This window comes from Pseudomonas solani (assembly GCF_026072635.1).
GTDB lineage: Bacteria > Pseudomonadota > Gammaproteobacteria > Pseudomonadales > Pseudomonadaceae > Metapseudomonas > Metapseudomonas solani.
Window position 1 is genome coordinate 1030122 of record NZ_AP023081.1, and the last position, 20624, is coordinate 1050745.

Annotated in this window: 19 protein-coding genes; 9 read left to right on the forward strand and 10 right to left on the reverse strand. The window is 65.8% G+C overall.

The window, feature by feature from the left end; translation table 11 throughout:
- Window positions 1-11: 11 nt before the first annotated feature.
- From PSm6_RS04825 to PSm6_RS04835, 3 genes are all read right to left on the reverse strand, one after another.
- Window positions 12-1106: an amino acid ABC transporter permease gene (locus PSm6_RS04825; RefSeq protein WP_021220882.1), complete on the reverse strand. Its 1095-nt coding sequence runs from the start codon at window positions 1104-1106 to the stop codon at window positions 12-14.
- A gap of 10 nt (window positions 1107-1116) precedes the next feature.
- Entirely contained in the window at window positions 1117-2301 is a 1185-nt protein-coding gene (locus PSm6_RS04830) for an amino acid ABC transporter permease (RefSeq protein WP_184487478.1), read from the reverse strand.
- Between the two features lie 63 nt (window positions 2302-2364).
- Window positions 2365-3393: an amino acid ABC transporter substrate-binding protein gene (locus PSm6_RS04835; RefSeq protein WP_021220884.1), complete on the reverse strand. Its 1029-nt coding sequence runs from the start codon at window positions 3391-3393 to the stop codon at window positions 2365-2367.
- 473 nt (window positions 3394-3866) lie between these two features.
- Between PSm6_RS04835 and PSm6_RS04840 the strand changes: the two genes are divergently transcribed.
- From PSm6_RS04840 to PSm6_RS04875, 8 genes are all read left to right on the forward strand, one after another.
- Complete coding sequence (locus PSm6_RS04840) at window positions 3867-4523, forward strand: alpha/beta hydrolase (RefSeq protein ID WP_265169677.1); 657 nt, start codon at window positions 3867-3869, stop codon at window positions 4521-4523.
- A gap of 27 nt (window positions 4524-4550) precedes the next feature.
- Window positions 4551-6458 carry an acyl-CoA synthetase gene (locus PSm6_RS04845; RefSeq protein WP_265169678.1) on the forward strand — a complete coding sequence of 636 codons (1908 nt, stop codon included), beginning with the start codon at window positions 4551-4553 and terminating at the stop codon, window positions 6456-6458.
- A 301-nt stretch (window positions 6459-6759) separates the two neighbouring features.
- Window positions 6760-7698, forward strand: a complete 939-nt coding sequence (locus PSm6_RS04850; protein WP_021220887.1) for a GGDEF domain-containing protein — start codon at window positions 6760-6762, stop codon at window positions 7696-7698.
- A gap of 74 nt (window positions 7699-7772) precedes the next feature.
- On the forward strand, window positions 7773-8933 hold the full coding sequence (locus tag PSm6_RS04855; protein ID WP_043240017.1) for a dipeptidase: 1161 nt from the start codon (window positions 7773-7775) through the stop codon (window positions 8931-8933).
- Window positions 8934-9091: 158 nt separating this feature from the next.
- The gene (gene rhlB / locus PSm6_RS04860; protein ID WP_081711409.1) at window positions 9092-10585 is read left to right on the forward strand and encodes an ATP-dependent RNA helicase RhlB; all 1494 of its coding nucleotides are present in this window, start codon (window positions 9092-9094) and stop codon (window positions 10583-10585) included.
- 288 nt (window positions 10586-10873) lie between these two features.
- Window positions 10874-11830, forward strand: coding sequence for an ornithine cyclodeaminase family protein (locus PSm6_RS04865; protein WP_043240015.1), 957 nt, complete (start codon window positions 10874-10876; stop codon window positions 11828-11830).
- Entirely contained in the window at window positions 11827-12951 is a 1125-nt protein-coding gene (locus tag PSm6_RS04870; RefSeq protein WP_043240012.1) for an NAD(P)/FAD-dependent oxidoreductase, read from the forward strand. Before PSm6_RS04865 ends, PSm6_RS04870 begins: the two co-directional genes overlap by 4 nt.
- Before the next feature lie 73 nt (window positions 12952-13024).
- Entirely contained in the window at window positions 13025-13666 is a 642-nt protein-coding gene (locus PSm6_RS04875; RefSeq protein WP_043240009.1) for a helix-turn-helix transcriptional regulator, read from the forward strand.
- Between the two features lie 279 nt (window positions 13667-13945).
- Here the strand turns inward: PSm6_RS04875 and aotJ are convergent, their stop codons facing one another.
- On the reverse strand, window positions 13946-14722 hold the full coding sequence (aotJ, locus tag PSm6_RS04880) for an L-arginine-binding protein AotJ (protein WP_184487471.1): 777 nt from the start codon (window positions 14720-14722) through the stop codon (window positions 13946-13948).
- 323 nt (window positions 14723-15045) lie between these two features.
- On the opposite strand from aotJ, the gene PSm6_RS04885 reads away from it, so the two are divergent.
- Window positions 15046-15207 carry a hypothetical protein gene (locus tag PSm6_RS04885; protein WP_021220894.1) on the forward strand — a complete coding sequence of 54 codons (162 nt, stop codon included), beginning with the start codon at window positions 15046-15048 and terminating at the stop codon, window positions 15205-15207.
- Between the two features lie 9 nt (window positions 15208-15216).
- Here the strand turns inward: PSm6_RS04885 and moaE are convergent, their stop codons facing one another.
- The 6 genes from moaE to PSm6_RS04915 form a co-directional block, all read right to left on the reverse strand.
- Complete coding sequence (gene moaE / locus PSm6_RS04890; RefSeq protein ID WP_265169679.1) at window positions 15217-15681, reverse strand: molybdopterin synthase catalytic subunit MoaE; 465 nt, start codon at window positions 15679-15681, stop codon at window positions 15217-15219.
- Between the two features lies 1 nt (window position 15682).
- On the reverse strand, window positions 15683-15931 hold the full coding sequence (locus PSm6_RS04895; RefSeq protein ID WP_031288256.1) for a MoaD/ThiS family protein: 249 nt from the start codon (window positions 15929-15931) through the stop codon (window positions 15683-15685).
- A gap of 2 nt (window positions 15932-15933) precedes the next feature.
- Window positions 15934-16404: a cyclic pyranopterin monophosphate synthase MoaC gene (moaC, locus tag PSm6_RS04900; RefSeq protein ID WP_021220897.1), complete on the reverse strand. Its 471-nt coding sequence runs from the start codon at window positions 16402-16404 to the stop codon at window positions 15934-15936.
- 116 nt (window positions 16405-16520) lie between these two features.
- Window positions 16521-17912, reverse strand: a complete 1392-nt coding sequence (locus PSm6_RS04905; protein ID WP_021220898.1) for a PhoH family protein — start codon at window positions 17910-17912, stop codon at window positions 16521-16523.
- Window positions 17913-18244: 332 nt separating this feature from the next.
- Entirely contained in the window at window positions 18245-19375 is a 1131-nt protein-coding gene (locus PSm6_RS04910; protein ID WP_052351253.1) for a polysaccharide deacetylase family protein, read from the reverse strand.
- A 58-nt stretch (window positions 19376-19433) separates the two neighbouring features.
- Window positions 19434-20618 (reverse strand): tetratricopeptide repeat protein, encoded by a 1185-nt coding sequence (locus PSm6_RS04915; RefSeq protein WP_371877023.1) that lies wholly within the window; start codon window positions 20616-20618, stop codon window positions 19434-19436.
- Between the last annotated feature and the right edge of the window lie 6 nt (window positions 20619-20624).

A 20624-nucleotide genomic window follows, 5' to 3' on the forward strand; every position in this document is an offset into this window, starting at 1 on the left:
GAATCTCTCTCCTAACGCTTGTGCCCGGTGTTCAGCTTCTGTTCGAGGCGCATGGAATAGCGCGACATGCTGAAGCAGAAGATCCAGTAGACCAGGGCGGCGAATACGTAGCCTTCGGTGGACATGCCCAGCCATTTCGGGTCGGTGGTCGCCTGCTTGATGCTGTTGAGCAGGTCGAACAGGCCGATGATGATCACCAGGCTGGTGTCCTTGAACAGGGCGATGAAGGTGTTGACGATGCCGGGGATGACCATCTTCAGGGCCTGGGGCAGGATCACCAGCGCGGTGCTGCGCCAGTAGCCCAGGCCGAGGCCGGCGGCAGCTTCGTACTGGCCCTTGGGGATGGCCTGCAGGCCGCCACGGACCACTTCGGCGATATAGGCCGCCTCGAAGAAGATCACCATCACCAGCGCCCGCAGCAGCTTGTCGAGGTTCATGCCTTCGGGCAGGAACAGCGGCAGCATCACCGAAGACATGAACAGCACGGTGATCAGCGGTACGCCACGCCAGAACTCGATGAAGGTCACGCAGATGACCTTGATCGCCGGCAGTTTCGAGCGCCGTCCCAGCGCCAGCAGGATGCCCAGGGGCAGCGCGCCGACGATGCCGACATAGGCGATCACCAGGGTCAGCATCAGGCCGCCCCAGCGGCTGGTCGACACCTCCTGCAGACCCAGGCCGCCATGCAGCAGCCAGAAGGCCACCAGCGGGTAGATCACCAGGAAGCCGATGCCGTAGAAGGCCTTGTGCGGGGTGCGTTTGATGAACAGCGGCGCCACGCCGATGATCGCCAGCCACACGGTGACATCCACCCGCCAGCGCAGCTCGCTGGGGTAGAAGCCATACATGAACTGACCGAAGCGTTGCTGGATGAACACCCAGCAGGCGCCTTCACCGGTGCAGTCGGCGCGGGTGCTGCCGCTCCAGGTGGCGTGGATGAAGGCCCAGTTGAGGATGGGCGGGATGATCAGCCACAGCAGGTACAGCGACAGTGCGGTGAGCACCACGTGCAACGGGCTGGCGAACAGGTTATGACGCAGCCAGGCGACCGGGCCCACCACTGTGCTGGGTGGCGGCTGGTCGGGCTTGAAGGTATGCGATGTCATGTCAGTGCCCTCACCGCTCGATCAGCGCGATGCGCTTGTTGTACCAGTTCATCAGCAGGGAAATGCTGATGCTGATGGCCAGGTAGACGCTCATGGTGATGGCCATGACCTCGATGGCCTGGCCAGTCTGGTTGAGCGTGGTACCGGCGAACAGCGAGACCATGTCCGGGTAGCCGATGCCGGCCGCCAGGGACGAGTTCTTCGCCAGGTTCAGGTACTGGCTGGTGAGCGGCGGGATGATCACCCGCAGGGCCTGGGGCACGATGACCAGGCGCAGCGTCTGCCCGGGGCGAATGCCCAGGGAGTGCGCCGCTTCGGTCTGGCCGTGGCTGACCGACTGGATGCCGGCCCGCACCGTCTCGCCGATGAAGGCGGCGGTGTAGATCGACAGCGCCAGCATCAACGCGATCAGTTCCGGGATCACCACCCAGCCACCGCGGAAGTTGAAGCCGGTCAGTTGCGGCACTTCCCAGTGGAAGGGGCTGCCCATCACCAGGGCGGCGAGGCTGGGCAGCACCACCAGCAGGGCGAGGGTGCTCAGCAGTACCGGGAAGCGCTGGCCGGTGGCATGGCGCCGCGCCCGGGCCCAACGCCACACCAGCACACTGGCGACCAGCGCCACCACGACGGCGATCAGGAAGGGCCAGAAGCCGTCGGCCATGGTGGGCGACGGCATGTACAGGCCACGGTTGTTGATGAAGAAGGTGTCACCGAAGCTCATGCTCTGCCGCGGGCCCGGCATGGGCAGCATCACGGCGAAGTACCAGAAGAAGATCTGCAGCAGCGGCGGGATGTTGCGGAAGGTCTCGATGTAGACGGTCGCCAGCTTGCGAATCAGCCAGTTGGGCGAAAGCCGCGCGACACCGAGAATGAAGCCGAGAACGGTCGCCAGGATGATGCCGACCACGGTCACCAGCAGGGTGTTGAGCAGGCCGATGAAGAAGACGCGCCCGTAGGTGTCGCTCTCCTTGTAGTCGATCAGGTGCTGGGAGATGCCGAAGCCGGCGCTCTGATCGAGGAAGCCGAAGCCGGAGATGATCCCGCGCTTTTCCAGGTTGACCTGGGTGTTGTGGAAGAGGAACCAGCCGAACGCCACGACGGCGACTACGGCGATGATCTGGAATAGCCACGCGCGCGTCTGCGGGTCGGTCAGGACCGATCCACGGACACGCGGGGCTTGGGAAGTTTTCTGCATGACAGCCCTCGTCGGTTGGAACTGGACGCTACCGCCCGCATCCGCGGGCGGTAGCGTGGTGGGTCAGCGCACCGGCGGTGCGTACTGCAGACCACCCTTGTTCCACAGGGCGTTGAGACCGCGCTCGATCTTCAGCTCGCTGCCGGCACCGACGTTGCGATCGAAGATTTCGGCGTAGTTGCCGACTTGCTTGATGATCTGCACCGCCCAGTCTTTCGGCAGCTTCAGATCCTTGCCGAAGTCGCCTTCAGCGCCCAGCAGGCGGGCCACGTCCGGGTTCTTGGTGGACTTGGCGGTTTCCACGACATTCTTCGAGTCGATGCCGAGTTCTTCAGCGTTCAGCTGGGCGAACAGGCTCCAGCGCACGATGTCGAACCACTCCTCGTCACCCTGGCGAACGGCTGGGCCGAGGGGTTCCTTGGAGATGACTTCCGGCAGCACCACGTACTCGTCCGGCGCGGCCAGCTTGATGCGCTGGGCGTACAGCTGCGACTGGTCGGAGGTCAGCACGTCGCAACGGCCGGATTCCAGCGACTTGGCGCTCTCGTCGGAGGTGTCATAGGTGATGGGGGTGTACTTCAGGCCGTTGGCGCGGAAGTAGTCGGCCAGGTTCAGCTCGGTGGTGGTACCGGCCTGGATGCAGACGGTGGCGCCATCGAGTTCCTTGGCGCTGGAAACGCCGAGTTTCTTGTTCACCAGGAAGCCCTGGCCGTCGTAGTAGGTCACGCCGGTGAAGTTCAGGCCCATCGCCGCGTCGCGGGAGCTGGTCCAGGTGGTGTTGCGGGAGAGGATGTCCACTTCGCCGGACTGCAGCGCGGTGAAGCGCTCCTTGGCGGTGAGCGGGCTGAACTTGACCTTGCTCGCATCACCGAACACAGCCGCTGCTACAGCGCGGCAGATGTCGACGTCGATACCTTTGTATTCGCCCTTGGAGTCGGCGTAGGAAAAGCCCGGGAGGCCGTCACTGATGCCGCACTGCACGTAGCCTTTCTTCTTGACCGCATCCAGGGTGGCGCCCGCCTGAGCGAAGCCGCTGACACCGAGAACAGCTGCCGCAGTCAGCACAGCCAGGGTGGATTTCACCATCTTCATCAAAACCTCCAGTTGCTTTTTTTTGTGTTGGAGTCTCGGTCCTACCGCCGTACCCTCGTGAGGCAGGTTCAACCGCGCGAGGCGTCGGTCAACCGGGGAATCGGACCTAAGGAAGAAGTCTAGTTGGCGCCGCTCCGCGCGCCAGCTGCCCTCTTCCTCGCCCATTGGTCGAATGGGCTGGAGACGGATTTTCGACCACCTTCACGAAGAAAACGTGCCAGCGATCGTTTGCAAGGTATCGATCTGCATCGACGCCCAACCCGTTGAGCGACCTGCGAAGTGTTACCGCCGCGCAAGCCGTCTGTAAGTCTGCTGCTGGTTAGCAAAGGCCGTACCAGCACAGCGCCTGTACGCCGCTTCCGACAGGTCAATAGGGAAAGTTTTATTGGTGCGACATATTTTTCACTGATAGACCCCATCATCGCCCCGCGCAAGCACCACTTTGGTGCGAGCGCCCCGAACTGGAGCCGCACATGAGTAATCCGTTGATTCTGGAGCCCACACAGACGGCCGATGCGTGCGTCATCTGGTTGCACGGATTGGGGGCGGACCGCTACGACTTCCTGCCGGTGGCCGAAGCGCTACAGGAGGTGCTCGACAGCGCCCGCTTCATCCTGCCCCAGGCCCCCACGCGCGCCGTCACCATCAATGGCGGCTACGCCATGCCTTCCTGGTACGACATCCTCGCCATGAGCCCGGCCCGGGCCATCGACCAGGCCCAGCTGGAACAGTCGGCGCAAAGCGTGATCGCCCTGATCGAAGCCCAGCGCGATGCCGGCATCGACCCGGCGCGCATCGTCCTCGCCGGCTTCTCCCAGGGCGGCGCGGTGGTACTGCACACCGGCCTGCTGCGCTGGGAAGGTCCGCTGGGCGGAGTGCTGGCGCTGTCCACCTATGCGCCGACCTTCGACACCCTGGCGCTGCCGGATACAAAACTACAACTGCCGGTTTTCTGCCTGCATGGCACCTTCGACGACGTGGTGCCGCTGGCCATGGGCCGCGCCGCACACGACAAACTCGCCGCCGCCGGCGTTCCGGTGCAGTGGCAGGACTACCCGATGGGCCACGAGGTGCTGCCGGAGGAAATCCGTGACATAGGCGCCTGGCTGAGCGCTCGGCTGACCCGTTGATCCGCCAACCCACAACAAGAATTGGCCATGACCCAGACTCCCGTACCGCCCATTACCTCCCTGCGCGATATCGAGCTGATCGAACAGGTCTCGCTGCAGCAACGCGGCATGCCGGACAGCACCTACGCGCTGATCCGCCAGAGCGCCCAGCGCACGCCGGACGCCATCGCCATGACCTTCCTCATGCAGGGCAGCGCCGACGAGGCCCCCTGGCAGCTGAGCTACGCCGAGCTGCTGGCCCAGGTCACCCGCACCGCCAACGCCTTCCACCGCCTGGGCCTGCGCCCGGGCAAAGCGGTGTCCTTCCTGCTGCCCAACCTGCCGCACACCCACTTCACCCTGTGGGGCGGCGAAGCGGCGGGCATCGTCAACGCCATCAACCCGCTGCTCGATCCCGAGCACATCGCCGAACTGGTGCGCGCCTCGGATTCCGAAGTGCTGGTGACCCTGGCGCCCTTCCCCGGCACCGACCTGTGGGACAAGGTCGCGTCCCTGCGCGATGAGCTGCCGGGCCTCAAGGCCATCGTCACGGTCGACCTCGCCAACTACCTGCCCGAGCCGCAGCGCAGTGGCCTCAAGGCTCAGCGCGGCGCCCTGCCGGAAGGCGTGCTGGACTTCGACGAACTGATCGCCGGCTGCCCCGCCGACCATCTGGAGAGCGGCCGGGTGATCGCCCCCGACGACATCGCCTCCTACTTCCACACCGGCGGCACCACCGGTACGCCCAAGCTGGCGCCGCACACGCACCGCAACGAAGTGGCGATGGCGATGATCCTCGCCTACACCATCAACCTCGGCCCCCGTGACGTGACCCTCTGCGGCCTGCCGCTGTTCCACGTCAACGGCGTGATGGTCACCGGCCTCGCCCCGTTCTTCGCCGGCGCCCAGGTGCTGCTGGCCACGCCCCAGGGCTACCGCAACACCGCGCTGATCCAGAACTTCTGGACGATCATCGAGCGCTACAAGGTGAGCTTCTTCAGCGGCGTGCCCACTATCTATGCCGGCCTGCTGCAGGTGCCCAGCGAGGGCTACGACCTCTCCAGCCTGCGCTACGCCCTGTGCGGTGCGGCGCCGATGCCGGTGGAGCTGATCCGCCAATTCGAGGCCAAGACCGGCCTCACCCTGATCGAGGGCTATGGCCTCACCGAAGGCACCTGCGGCAGCTGCGGCAACCCCAGCGCGGGCGAGCGCCGGCCGGGCTCCATCGGCCTGCGCATGCCCTACTGCGACGTGGCGATCAAGGTGCTGGACGAGCAAGGCGGCTTCCTCCGCGACGCGCGGGCCAACGAGATCGGCAACGTCTGCCTGCGCGGCATCACCGTGTTCAAGGGCTACCTGCAGGCCAGCAAGAACGCCGGCATCTGGGTGGACGGCGACTGGTTCAACACCGGCGACCTGGGCCGCATCGACGCCGACGGCTACATCTGGCTCACCGGGCGCAGCAAGGACCTGATCATCCGTGGCGGCCACAACATCGACCCGCAGATGATCGAGGAAGCCCTGCACGGCCACCCCGCCGTAGCCATGGCCGCTGCGGTCGGCAAGCCCGACGAGAAGGCCGGCGAACTGCCGGTGGCCTACGTCCAGCTCAAGCCCGGCATGCAGGCCAGCGAGGCCGAACTGCTGGCCCACGCCGGCGCCCATGTGCCGGAGCGCGCGGCGGTGCCCAAGGACGTGTGGATCATCGACGCACTGCCGGTCACCGCAGTGGGCAAGACCTTCAAGCCGACCCTGCGCCACGACGCCATCCGTCGGGTCTTCGAAGACGTCCTGGCGCCCCTGGCACCGGGGCTGAGCGTCGAAGTGCGTGCCGACGACCGCCACGGTCAACTGGCCCATATCCGGGTGCCCGACCTGCACGAAAACCGCCGTGCCGACCTGGAGCAGCGCCTGGCCGGTTTCGCCGTGCGCTACGAGCTGCACCCGCACCCCTGAGGCACGCAGCTCCCGGCCTCGCGCCGGGAGCTGACCCGCCCCGCAAGGCCCGTTCCAGGGCCTTCGCCGTCGCCTCGAACGAGACCACCTCCGCAGAAATGCACATTGTCCGACAACATTGGCCGGGAATGTGACGCGCTATGGTTTTCCAAACCACTGGTCGGCCTACCTTGCGGCAAGCATTGAAAGCCGTTGGGGGCGGGCATAAGGTCGATAACGGTTTTCAACGCAAAGACATGGAGTGTTTTGCGATGCCACCTCCCCAAGTTGCCCTAGTTGCTATCCAGGTCAGATGTAGCCCATGAAGAATGCGCACTGGCAGGCCGATCTGCAGCTGCTCAAACGCCAGCGACTGTTCCAGAACGTCGCCGCCAACAGCCTGCAGCAGGTCCTGCAGGAGTTCGCCGCCTGCGACCTGGAAAAAGGCGAGATCCTGCTCTCGCCCTTCAACCGCAACCAGTACCTCTACCTGCTGCTCGACGGCCAGTTGCAGGTGTACCTGGGCTCCCTCGACAACCAGCCGATGTCCACCCTGGAAGCCGGCGACTGCGCGGGTGAAATCAGCTTCATCGACAACGACCACCCCTCCGCCTACGTGGTCGCCACCCAGCCGAGCACCGTACTGCGCCTGCACCGCGAGGCGCTGTCGAAGCTGTTCCAGCAATCGCCACAGATGATGCAGAACCTGCTGGAGCTGCTCTGCGACCGAGTGCGCACGGGCAACCGGATCATTCTCGACACCGAGCAGAACGCCAACGTCGACACCCTCACCGGACTCTACAACCGGCGCTGGCTGGAACATATCTACGAGCGCGAAAACACCCGCTGCGCCTTCAACGGCCAGCCCATGTGCCTGCTGATGCTCGATGTCGATCATTTCAAGGCCTACAACGATCGCCACGGTCACCTGGCCGGCGACTACGCCCTCTGCCTGGTGGCCCACACCCTGCGCAACCAGTTGCGGCCGAAGGACAGCATGGCCCGCTTCGGGGGTGAGGAATTCGTCATCCTGCTGCCGGAAATCGCGGTGGAGGAAGCGCGCAACATCGGCGAGCGCCTGCGCCAGAGCCTGGAGCAGGTGCCCTCCTTCTATTCACCGGTGGGGATACTGCCGGGGGTCACGGTGTCCATCGGCCTGACCCAGATGCAACCCAAGGACGACCTGCAGGACCTCATCGCCCGCGCCGACGCTGCCCTCTATAAGGCCAAGATGCAGGGACGTAACTGCCTTAACGGCTGAGCCCTGCTGCAGTGAGCCGGCGGCCTTGCTAGAGTTCCCGGCCACTACAACAACGAAGCCCGGATGCTCCCTCAATGCGCAAACTCCTGATCCTGCTGGTACTGGTCGTGATCGGCCTGGCGGTGTTCTTCAGCCTGCCCAGCGTCCTCGACCGGAAGATGAACAGCGTCGAATCCCCAGCGCCCTATGTCGCCAGCGAAGCGGCCAACAAGCTGCACGAGAAACTCTTCATCGCCGACCTCCACGACGATGCCCTGCTCTGGCAACGCGACCTGCTGGAGCGCCATGACTTCGGCCACAGCGACCTGCCGCGCCTGCTGGAAGGCAAGGTCGCCCTGCAGGTGTTCTCCACCGTCACCAAGACCCCGCGCGGCATCAACTACGACAGGAACGACGACGACAGCGACAACATCACCGTGCTCGCCATGGCCCAGCGCTGGCCGCCGCGTACCTGGACCAGCCTGCTGGAGCGCGCGCTGTACCAGGGCGAAAAACTCGCCGCAGCCGCCAAGGGCAGCGACGGCAAGCTGGTGCAAGTGCGCACCCGCGCCGACTTCGAAACCTTCATCGCCGCCTGGAAGAAAGACCCCAATCGCGTCGCCGCCATCCTCGCCACCGAGGGCCTGCACCCGTTGGAAGGCAAGATCGAAAACGTCGACCGTCTGTATGACGCCGGCTTCCGCATCACCGGCCTGACCCACTTCTTCGATAACGAAGTCGGCGGTTCCGCCCACGGCATGGAAAAGGGCGGCCTCACCCGCTTCGGCCGCCGCGTGGTGGCCCACCTGGAAGAGAAGAAGATGATCATCGACCTTGCCCACGCCTCCCGCGCGCTGATCGATGACGTGCTTGAGATGGCCGAGCGCCCGGTGCTGGTCTCCCATGGCGGCGTCGAAGGCACCTGCCCCGGCCCGCGCAACCTCAGCGACGACCACGTCAAGCGCATCGCCGCCACCGGCGGGGTGATCGGCATCGGCTACTGGGAAACCGCCGTGTGCGACACCTCGGTCAAGGCCATCGTCAAAGCCATCCGCTACACCAGCGACCTGGTGGGCGTCGAGCACGTGGCCCTCGGCTCGGACTTCGACGGCACCATCCACGCCCCCTTCGACACCACCGGCCTGGCCCAGCTGACCCAGGGCCTGCAGGAAGCCGGCTACAGCGAAAGCGACATCGCCAAGATCATGGGCGGCAACGTCCAGCGTCTGCTCCTGGCCAGCCTGCCCAGCGAATAACCCCCGCCCCACGCCGCCCCGACACCGGGGCGGCGCCCCCCCTACCCCGCGCAACGCCCGGAACAGAGCGGCCGGCCACGGCAAAACGCCAGGGCACTTCGCCGCGATCACATCTTGCTTTACACTGGCGCCCGTTCATTCCTTAACCAATCGACGAGATGACCGTGCTCAAAGCACTCAAGAAAATCTTTGGCAAGGGCGAAGAGCCCATTTCCGGCGTCGCCCCGACTGCCCCGGCCACCCAGGCCCCGACTCGCACCGCTAGCGAGAGACCCCCCGCCCAGCCCAAGAAGGCGCCGCGCGCCCCGGCTGAGAAACCCGCCGCCGCTGTTGCCGCCACCGCTACCGAGCAGGCCCCCCGCGCCGAGAAGAAACCCCGCAGCGACAAACCCAGGTCCGACAAGCCCCGCCGTGAGCGTGCGCCCAAGCCGGTAGACACCTGGAAGCTGGAAGACTTCGTCGTCGAACCCATGGAAGGCAAGACCCGCTTCCATGACTTCAAGCTGTCGCCGACCCTGATGCACGCCATCCATGACCTGGGCTTCCCCTACTGCACGCCGATCCAGGCGGGCGTACTGGGCTTCACCCTCAAGGGCCAGGACGCCATCGGCCGCGCCCAGACCGGCACCGGCAAGACCGCCGCCTTCCTCATCTCGATCATCACCCAGCTGCAGCAGACCCCGCCGCCGAAAGAGCGCTACATGGGCGAGCCCCGTGCGCTGATCATCGCGCCGACCCGCGAGCTGGTGGTGCAGATCGCCAAGGACGCCCAGGCCCTGACCAAGTACACCGGCCTGAACGTCATGAGCTTCGTCGGCGGCATGGACTTCGACAAGCAGCTCAAGCAGCTGGAATCGCGCTTCTGCGACATCCTCGTGGCCACTCCCGGCCGCCTGCTGGACTTCAACCAGCGCGGTGACGTGCACCTGGACATGGTCGAAGTGATGGTGCTGGACGAAGCCGACCGCATGCTCGACATGGGCTTCATCCCCCAGGTCCGCCAGATCATCCGCCAGACCCCGCACAAGGGCGAACGCCAGACCCTGCTGTTCTCCGCCACCTTCACCGACGACGTGATGAACCTGGCCAAGCAGTGGACCGTCGACCCGGCCATCGTCGAGATCGAGCCGGAGAACGTCGCCAGCGAGACCGTCGAGCAGCACGTCTACGCCGTTGCCGGCAGCGACAAGTACAAGCTGCTCTACAACCTCGTCGCCCAGAACAACTGGGAACGGGTGATGGTCTTCGCCAACCGCAAGGACGAGGTGCGCCGCATCGAGGAACGCCTGACCAAGGACGGCATCAGCGCCGCCCAGATGTCCGGCGACGTGCCCCAGCACAAGCGCATCAAGACCCTGGAAGGCTTCCGCGAAGGCAAGATCCGCGTACTGGTCGCCACCGACGTCGCCGGCCGTGGCATCCACGTCGACGCCATCAGCCACGTAATCAACTTCACCCTGCCGGAAGACCCGGACGACTACGTGCACCGCATCGGCCGTACCGGCCGTGCCGGCACCAGCGGAACCTCCATCAGCTTCGCCGGCGAGGACGATGCCTTCGCCCTGCCGCCGATCGAAGAACTGCTGGGCCGCAAGATCAACTGCGAAACCCCGCCCGCCGAGCTGCTCAAGTCGGTGCCGCGCAAGCACTGATCGCAGCTGCCGCGCACAGAAAAGGCGAAGCCCCCGGGCTTCGCCTTTTTCATTTCCGCTCCCTTGGAGCAGCCACAAAGACCTAGAGTGAACAGGCGCGGGGGGGGCGTTGGGTGGGCGGGGCGGCGCTCCGCTTCAGCCCACCGACTCTCCTTTCCCCCAGCCCCCTCTCCTCCCACCCAAAGAATGTTCACCCAGGCGTCATTTCCTTGCGCCCCGTCGCCCGCCTATTGCCGATCAAGACAATAAATTCCAATATGGACAAATTGTTTATATCGGAGCCCCGCCATGTCCAGCGTCCCCCCTCTGGTCGTCACGTCCGCTGAAGCCGAACGCCTGCTGCCCCGCATCGATGTGCAGGCGGCGCTGCGGCGCATGTTCCTCGACCTCGCCACAGGCGAGGCGGTGCAGCCCGCGCAGCAACTGGTGGAATTCCCCGGCGGCGGCGACTTCATCAACTACCTCGGCGTACTCGCCCGCGAGCAGGTCTACGGGGTCAAGACCTCGCCCTACCTGCCACGCCCGGACGGCGCCGTGGTCACCGCCTGGACCCTGCTGATGTCCATGCAGAACGGCCAGCCGCTGATGCTCTGCGATGCCGCCACCCTGACCACCGAGCGCACCGCCGCCACCACCGCCGTGGCGGTCGATGCCCTGGCCCCGGAAGCGGTCACGCAGCTGGCGGTGATAGGCAGCGGTGCCGTGGCTCGCGCCCATATCCGCCACTGCCTGGCGCTGCGCCCCTGGCAACAGGTGCGCGTGTATTCGCCACGCCTGCAGCCCGACAGCGAGCGGGCCGACGCCCTGCGCGCCCTCGACCCGCGTGTAGAGGTCTGCGCCAGCCAGGACGACGCCCTGGCCGACGCCGAGGTGATCCTGCTCTGCACCTCCGCCGCCACCCCGGTGCTGGACCCACGCCAACTCGGCCACGCCACCCTGGTCACCTCCATCAGTACCAACGCCCCGCGCGCCCATGAAGTGCCGCCGGCAGCCCTGGCGGAGATGGATGTCTACTGCGACTACCGCGCCACCACCCCCGGCAGCGCTGGCGAGATGCGCATCGCCGCCGAACAGCACGGCTGGAGCCCGGAAGCGCTGTGTGGCGACCTGCCCGAGCTGCTCGCCGACCGCGCGCAGCGCCCCGACTATCGCCGCCCGGTATTCTTCCGCTCCATCGGCCTCGGCCTCGAAGACGTCGCCCTGGCCAACGCGCTCTATCACCTCAAGTGCGAGGCGTCGGCATGAACCAGCTGGACTTCATCATCATCGGCGCGGGCATCGCCGGCGCCTCCACCGGCTACTGGCTGTCCCGCCAGGGCAAGGTCGCGGTGCTGGAACGCGAAGAGCACGCCGGCTACCACTCCACCGGCCGCTCCGCCGCGCTCTACACCGTCGCCTACGGTACGCCCCAGGTGCGCGCCCTGACCGGCGCCAGCCGGGCCTTCTTCGACAACCCGCCGCAAGGCTTCAGCGAGCACCCGATCCTCACGCCCCGTGGCGAGATGGTGGTGGACTTCAGCGATGACCCGGACGAGTTGCGCCGCCAGTTCGACAGCGCCCGCGAGAGCGTCGCCGAGGTGCAACTGCTGGACGCCGACCAGGCCTGCGCCCTGGTACCGGTGCTGCGCCGCGAGAAGGTCTTCGGCGCCATGCTCGACCCCAGCGCCGCCGACATCGACACCGATGCCCTGCACCAGGGCTACCTGCGCGGCATCCGCCGCAACGGCGGCGCCGTGCACACCGGCCATGACGTACAGGCCATCGCCCGCGAGGGCGACCTGTGGCGCGTCACCACCGGCCAGGGCGAGTTCAGCGCGCCGGTGCTGGTGAACGCCGCCGGTGCCTGGTGCGACGGCCTCGCCGCCCTCGCCGGCGTGCGCCCCCTGGGCCTGCAGCCGAAACGCCGCGCAGCCTTCATCTTCGCCGCGCCGGAAGGCGTCGACAGCCATGCCTGGCCGGCGCTGGTGAGCCTGGACGAGTCCTTCTACTTCAAGCCCGACGCCGGCATGCTGCTGGGCTCACCCGCCAATGCCGACCCGGTGGACGCCCACGATGTGCAGCCCGAAGAGCTGGACATCGCCCTGGGCATCCACCAGATCGAGGAACACACCCACATGAGCATCCGCCGCCCCGCCCGCACCTGGGCCGGGCTGCGCTCGTTCTTCGCCGACGGCGACCTGGTGGCCGGCTACGACGACCAGGCGCCCGGCTTCTTCTGGGTCGCCGGCCAGGGCGGCTACGGCATCCAGACCTCCGCCGCCATGGGCGAGGCCAGCGCCAGCCTGATCCTGCGCCAGCCGCTGCCGGAGCAGCTGGGCCGCTTCGGCCTAACCGAGGCGATGCTCTCCCCGGCCCGCCTCAGGTGACGCCCGGCGCGCTTTGCGCCACACTCGCCGGGCCGCGCCAAAGGGGCGCGGCCAAGCCTTTGCGGAGCTTTCCATGACGCCTCGTCCCGATCCGGCATTCGACAACTTCCGGGCCATAGCCGACGGCATCGCTACCCTGTTCTTCCCCCACGCCGAAGTGGTAGTGCACGACCTGCGCACGCAGAAGGTCGCCTACATCGCCAACAACATCTCCAAGCGCTGCATCGGCGACGACGCGGCGCTGGAAGACATGCTTGAGGATGGCGGCGAGGCGCGGAACATCGGCCCCTACGAGAAGCTCAACTGGGACGGGCAGAAGATCCGCTCCATCAGCACCGTGCTGCAGGACGCCAAGGGCAAGCCGCTGGCGGTGCTGTGCATCAACCTGAATATCTCGCTGTTCGAAAGCGCCAAGGCGGCCCTGGACCTGTTCCTCGCCCCGGGCAAGCTGATCCCCCAGCCCGACGCGCTGTTCCGCGACGACTGGCAGGAGCGCATCAACACCTTCCTGCACAACTGGATGCGCCAGCGCCAGCTCGGCCTCAACCTGCTCAGCCGCGAGCACAAGCGCGAACTGGTACTGGCCCTGCACGCCGAAGGCGCCTTCAAGGGCAAGAGCGCCGCCAACTACGTCGCCAACGTCCTCAACATGGGCCGCGCCACCGTGTACAAGCACCTGCGCGAACTCAAGGAAGAACCCGAAAACGAGGTGTAGGGGCGAATTCACTGGCCCACACCCACACACCGGGCCCCCGTAGGATGGCGTAGAGCGCAGCGAAACCCATGCTGCCAATCGCCAACCCCACCTCCGCATGGTGGAGGTAAAAAGCGACCTCCACCCTACGCACCGCCCCACCCCGTAGCCCCCCGTAGGAGCACATTCATTCGCGATCGGGCCCACCGGCAAACGTTGGGCCTCGCTACGCTCGGCGCCAACCTACGGACGCTCCTCACGCCGGAACCGGGGCGGCGCATCGCACCGCCCCGCTCCACTTCAATCCCCGTAGATATCGAAGTCGAAGTACTTCGCCTGGATCTTCTGGTAGGTGCCGTTGCTGCGCAGAGCGGTGATGGCCGCGTCCAGCTTGTCACGCAGCTCGGCATCGCCCTTGCGCACGGCGATCCCGGCGCCCTCGCCGAAGTACTGCGGGTCCTTCAGCACCGGGCCGACGAACTCGTAGCCCTTGCCGTTCTCGGTCTTGAGGAAGCCTTCGTTGAGCGGGAAGGCATCCGCCAGCACCGCGTCCAGGCGCCCGGAGAGCAGGTCCAGGTAGATCTCGTTCTGGGTGCTGTAGCGCACCACCTTCACGCCCTTGGGCTCCAGCACCTCGGTGGCGAAGCGATCGGTGGTGGTGGAGCGCTGGGTGCCGACGGTCTTGCCCACCAGCTGGGAGAAGTCCTCGCTCACCGCACTGCCCTTCTTCATCGCCAGGCGCGCGGGGCTGTAATAGTACTTGTGGGTGAAATCCACCGACTTGCGGCGCTCGTCGGTGATGGTCATGGACGACAGGATCGCATCCACCTTCTTCACCTTCAGCGAGGGGATCAGGCCGTCGAACTCCTGCTCGATCCACTGGCACTTGACCTTCATCTCCTCGCACAGCGCATTGCCGATGTCGTAGTCGAAGCCTTCGATCTGCCCCGCCGGGGTCTTGTAGGCGAAGGGCGGATAGGCCGCCTCGATGCCCAGGCGCAAGGGCTTGTCGGCGGCGAACAGGCTGGATGCCACGAGGCTCAGGGCGATACCGCCGAGCAGTGCGATTTTCTTCATGGTGCGACTCCCGCGATGCATGTCAGGGCCCGCCAGGGCGGCAGGCCGGTTCTTGTGAGCGTTGATGGAGGGCAGAGAAACGCAGCCGGGCGATTCCGGCGGGCGCATGGAGCGTGTTCGGCGAAGGTTGGCGTGCATGGACGCGGCCCTGTTTTGTACTTATTTGTCCACTCTGGACTTATTCGTACAAATCGTCAATTGCCGTCCGCCTCATTTCCAGGGCCGTAAAAAGCCGGCCGGTCAGGCGGCATGACCCAGGTCAGCCCCGCGCGCCGAAGCGCCGGCTAGTCTGCAAGCACGCCCCGGATGGAATGGAGAACGGCATGGACAATGTGCACATCATGATCGCCCTGCTGGTCGCGGGCTTCCTCCTGCTCGGCATCGGCTTCAGCAACCGCGAACGGGAATGGGGCATCTGGCTCACGGGCCTGGGCACGGCCTCGATGTTCGCGCCCATCCTGCTGAAGATGTACATCGAACTCTGAGCCGCCGGCTCAGCTGCGCTTGTCGCCTTCCCAGCGCTGTGCCGCCGCCTGGTCGCTGCAGCGGCCTTCGACCCAGCGCGGGCCTTCGGCGGTGTCTTCCTTCTTCCAGAAGGGGGCGCGGGTCTTGAGGTAGTCCATGATGAAGTTGCAGGCGTCGAACGCCGCCTGGCGGTGGGCGCTGGCGGTGCCGACGAAGACGATCGGCTCGCCCGGTTCCAGGCGGCCGATGCGGTGGAGGATGTCGACCTTGAGCAGCGGCCAGCGTTGCCGGGCTTCCTCGGCGATCTTCTCCAGGGCCTTCTCGGTCATCCCCGGGTAGTGTTCGAGGAACATCCCGGATACATCCTGGCCCTCGTTGAAATCGCGCACATAGCCGACGAAGCCGACCACCGCGCCAACGCCGACGTTGGCCGCATGCAGAGCGTTCAGTTCGGTGCCGGGGTCGAAGGCCTTGGCCTGTACGCGAATGCCCATGTCAGCCTCCGGTCACGGTGGGGAAGAAGGCCACTTCGTCGCCGTCGGCCAGCACCTCGTCGAGGCTGCACAGTTCCTGGTTGCGGGCGCACATCAGGTTCTGTTCGTCGAGCACGTCCCATACGCCGCCACGGGCCAGCAGGCGGCGACGCAGGTCATCCAGCTTCGCGAACGCCGGGTCCCAGGCAAGCTGCTCGCCTTCGAGGCCGAGCGCTTCACGGTAACGGGCGAAATACTGCACGCGAATCATCTTCACTCCCCGGCCTGGTAATGGCCGCTCTTGCCGCCGAGCTTTTCCAGCAGGCGGACGCTTTCGATGGTCATGCCGCGGTCCACCGCCTTGCACATGTCGTAGAGGGTCAGGGCGGCGACGCTGGCGGCGGTCAGCGCCTCCATTTCCACCCCGGTCTGCCCGGCCAGCTTGCAGCGGGCGACGATGTGCACCGTGTCGTCGCCTTCGGCGGCGAGCTCGACCTTGACGCTGGTGAGCATCAGCGGGTGACACAGGGGAATCAGGTCGGAAGTCTTCTTCGCCGCCTGGATGCCGGCGATGCGCGCCACGGCGAACACGTCGCCCTTGGGGTGGCCGCCGGCCTGGATCATGGCCAGGGTTTCCGGGCGCATGCGCACCCGCGCTTCGGCCGTTGCCTCACGGGAAGTCACCGCTTTTTCGGTGACGTCGACCATATTGGCGCGGCCTTGGGAATCGAGATGGGTCAGCACTGCTTAGCTCCTCTGGCGGTCACCATGAAGTGGTCCGCAGGGAGCAGATTGTATACAAATACGCGAATTATCGAAGGGCTTTCGCCGGGCGGATCGCTCCGCCCGGCGGCCGTTCGTCACATGTGGGCTTCGGCGTACTCCGCCAGCACCGAGCGCGGTACGCCCTGCAGGGTGATGTGCACACCATGCGGGAAGTCCTTGAAGCGTTCGGTGAGGTAGGTGAGGCCGGAGCTGGGCGCGGACAGGTAGGGGGTGTCGATCTGCGCCAGGTTGCCCAGGCAGATCACCTTCGAACCGGTGCCGGCACGGGTGATGATGGTCTTCATCTGGTGCGGCGTGAGGTTCTGGCACTCGTCGATCAGGATCAGGCTCTGCTGGAAGCTGCGCCCACGGATGTAGTTGAGGGATTTGAACTGCAACGGCACCTTGCTGAGGATGTAGTCGACGCTGCCATGGGTGCTCTCGTCATCCATGTGCAGGGCTTCGAGGTTGTCGGTGATGGCGCCCAGCCAGGGCTCCATCTTCTCGGCCTCGGTGCCGGGCAGGAAGCCGATCTCCTGGTCCAGCCCCTGCACGCTGCGGGTGGCGATGATGCGCCGGTAGCGCTTGCTGACCATGGTCTGCTCGATGGCCGCGGCCAGCGCCAGGATGGTCTTGCCGGAACCCGCCGCGCCCGACAGGTTGACCAGGTGGATGTCCGGGTCGAGCAAGGCGAACAGCGCCAGGGCCTGGTAAATGTCGCGCGGGCGCAGGCCCCAGGCTTCCTGGTGCAGCAGCGGTTCCTGGTGCAGGTCGAGAATCAGCAGCTCATCGGCCTTGATGCCCTTGATCCAGCCGACGAAGCCCTGTTCGTCGACGATGAACTCGTTGACGTGGACGGCCGGCAGGTTGTCGGTGAGTTGCACGCGGTGCCAGGCGCGGCCGTGGTCCTGGCGGGTTTCCACCTTGCTGACGCGGTCCCAGAAGGAGCCGGCCATGGTGTGGTAGCCACGGGACAGCAGCGAAACGTCGTCGACCAACTGGTCGGTGTGGTAGTCCTCCGAGTCGATGCCACAGGCGCGCGCCTTCAGGCGCATGTTGATGTCCTTGGTCACCAGCACCACGGACATGCCCGGGCGCCGGGTCTTCAGCTCCACCAACTGGTTGATGATCTTGTTGTCGTTGAGGTCTTCCGGCAGCCAGGTGATGGGGGCTGCGCTCTTGCTCATGAGTATCGAGAGAAAGCCGCAGGGGCCGCTCTTTTCCCGCTGGATAGGTACGCCGTGCTCAACCTGCTCGGGCGTGGCACCGCCCAGGATCTTGTCGATCAGCCGAATCGCCTGGCGGCATTCGGCGGCTACGCCTTGCTTGCCCGTCTTCAGCTTGTCGAGTTCCTCCAGCACGGTCATGGGGATGGCCACGTGGTGTTCTTCGAAGTTGAGGATGGCGTTGGGATCGTGGATCAGAACGTTCGTATCGAGGGCGTAGAGGGTTGGAGCGGTGGGGCGGGCGCGTCCGTGATCATCCATACTCGGTCACCTTCTTGTCGGTCCGGGCGACGGAATGCCATGACGGCTCTCCGCCGAGGAAGGACTACCGTCCCCTTCTGGCCGGGTCATGCCGGTCGCCAGGGGAGCCCGAGAAGCGCAGGTGAGGGCCTTGTGGCCGCCACCTGTCTTCAGGATTCGGCGGTCTGATTCGTTAATAACCCAATACGGATGACAGAAAAAAGAACTTTTTTCCCCCCGGACAATTTTTTTTTCCATGCGACGAATAACCCTTGGCGTCATCCCTTGCCATCGCTAAAGTCGAAAGTCCTCCTGCTTCACTTCCTGCATTCCGACCGCCCGGTCAGCCCTTCCTAGCGATAGCTCCGACAGTCTTCCCAGGTCAGCCCTGCCGCGCTCGTCTGTGCGTGCAACCAGGGCACCGCCGTCTGCGCCTTGGAGTGGATGTCGTGGAACAGAATCACCCCGCGCCGCCACAGCAGCATCAGGCTGAGCACGCGCTGGCCGGCCGCATCGCCGCTGACCCGAGCGTTCCAGTCCTGGGAGTCGATGTTCCACAGCGCCACCTGCAACCCCTGCCCGGCGAAGAAGGCGGCGCTGTCGGCCTTGCGCTGGCCATAGGGCGGGCGGAACAGCGGCATGGCGTTGTCCGGCAGCGTCTTGCCCAGCAGCGCCTGCACGCGGGTGACCGAGTCCTGCCACTGCTCCCAAGTGGCGTGGGATTTGTGCTCCCAGCCATGGGAGGCCACGCACTGGCCGGCATACAGCTCGCCCAGGGCCTTGGCGGAGGTCTTCTGCAAGCGCGCCTGCAGGCTCTGGCCGAGGACAAAGAAGGTGCCGTTGACGCCATTGGCCCGCAGCCAGGGGGTCAGCCGATCACTGTGGCCACCCACCGGCGTGGGGCCGTCGTCGAAGGTCAGGAGGAAGTGACGGTCCGCCAGTTCCTCACCGTTGCGCTCCTGGGCGGAGAACAGTCCGATCTCGCTGCTGACCCGGGGGAACAGCGCCGCCAGGCGCATTTCTTCGTCCAGGTAGATCTGGTGGAAGCGCCGGCTCGCCTCGACCCAGGCGAAGAAGGGCGAATCCGGTGCCACATCGAAGCGCTTCGCCTGCTCGCGCAGTGCCGCCTCATCGTTCGCTGGCGGGCAGAAGGGGCTGCTGGCGGTGCAGCCCTGGCTGGCCAGGCGGTAGTTATCCACAAGGCGCGCCCAGAAGTGCTTGCGCGTGGTCTCGATGCCATCGAGGTTGGCTGCCTTCAGGTCCAGGCGCTGCTGCCAGGCGCCGGCATCCAGCGTCTCGCTCTGCAGCAGGGTCTGGGCGAACACCAGGATCTCCGCCCGCGAGGCGTCATCGAAACGTGCCGGGCTGTCCAGCGCGGCGGGCCAGGTGCTGCGGTCGAGCAAGGCGACCGCACGGGGGCCGGCGGCCTGTGCCATGCCGGCTCCAAGGGCCAGAACGAGCCCCAGGGAAATGGCTCTGAACATGAATGCGTACTCCAATGAAAAACGCGCCCCGAAGGGCGCGCTGGTTACCGATAGTGGATCAGTGGCGGTCCCGAACCCGTTGGATCGCCTTGTCGTACACCGGGTTGGCCTTCTGCTCCTTGGCCAGGTGGTAGTGGCGCAGGGCGTCGTCGAACTGCTCGGCCTCTTCATAGATGCGCGCGATGTTGTAGTAGGAGCTCGCGCGCACGGTGGCGGCATTGGCGCCGCTGGCCAGGGCGATGGCCTTGCGGTTGGCCCAGATCGCCTCGGCGGTGCGGCCGGCCTTCTGGTAGGCCAGGCCGAGGTTGCTGTACGCCTGGCCGAAGTTGGCATTGAGCTCGATGGCCTGGCGGTAGAGGTCGATGGCCTGGTCCAGCTTGCCGTCGTGGTACGCCGCCTCGCCCTGCTTGTTCAGTGCCTTGGCATCGCCCTGGGCGGCCTGGGTCACGGCCTGGGCAGCCACGTCCTGGCCATTGCCCAGCAGCGGCTCGATGTCGCCGAGCACGTAGTTGGCGTCCTGGGCCTTGCTGCCTTCGAGGGTGTTGATGTCCTGGAAGTCGCCGTTGCCGGAAAGGCGGAACACCTTCCACAGGTTGCCGCGCTGGTCCTTCGGCACGTAGTAGGTACGCACCAGGGACTGGCCGACATAGACGAAGACCTTGGCCTGGCTGAGGGACAGCGCCTTGGAGGACGGGTTGTTGATATTGGTGAAGTCATGCACCGCGTACACGTAGGTCTCGCCGAAGCGCTTCTTGTGCAGGGTGATGGTTTCCGGGCCGAAGCTGTCGGTGTCGTCCACGTCCAGGTCGGCGTCGGTGCCTTCCTTGGCGTCGAAATAGATGTGGTTGCCGGGGAAGGCGATGTGCGAGTCCAGGTCCGCCGGGGTCTCGCCCCAGCTCAGCACCACGCGCATGCCGTCCAGGTCCTGCATCACCGGGCTTACCGCGTAGGTCATGCCCTTGCACGGGCACTTGGCGACCAGGTTGGAGTAGCCGTCCTTCTTGATGATCAGCAGCGCGTCGGCGTCATCGGCGAAGGCGCTGTCCAGGGTCACCTGGCCCTGGGCGTTGGTCTTGCCGGCGGCGGTCTGCGCGCCGTTCTTCTGCACCAGCACCTCGGCACCCGCGATCTTCTGGTCCTTGACCACAGCGCTGAGCACTTCGATGGGCAGCTGTTCGGCCTGGGCCAGGGCGGCGCTGGAAGCCAACAGCAGGGATAGGGCGATACGCGAGAGGGTCTTCACTACGAC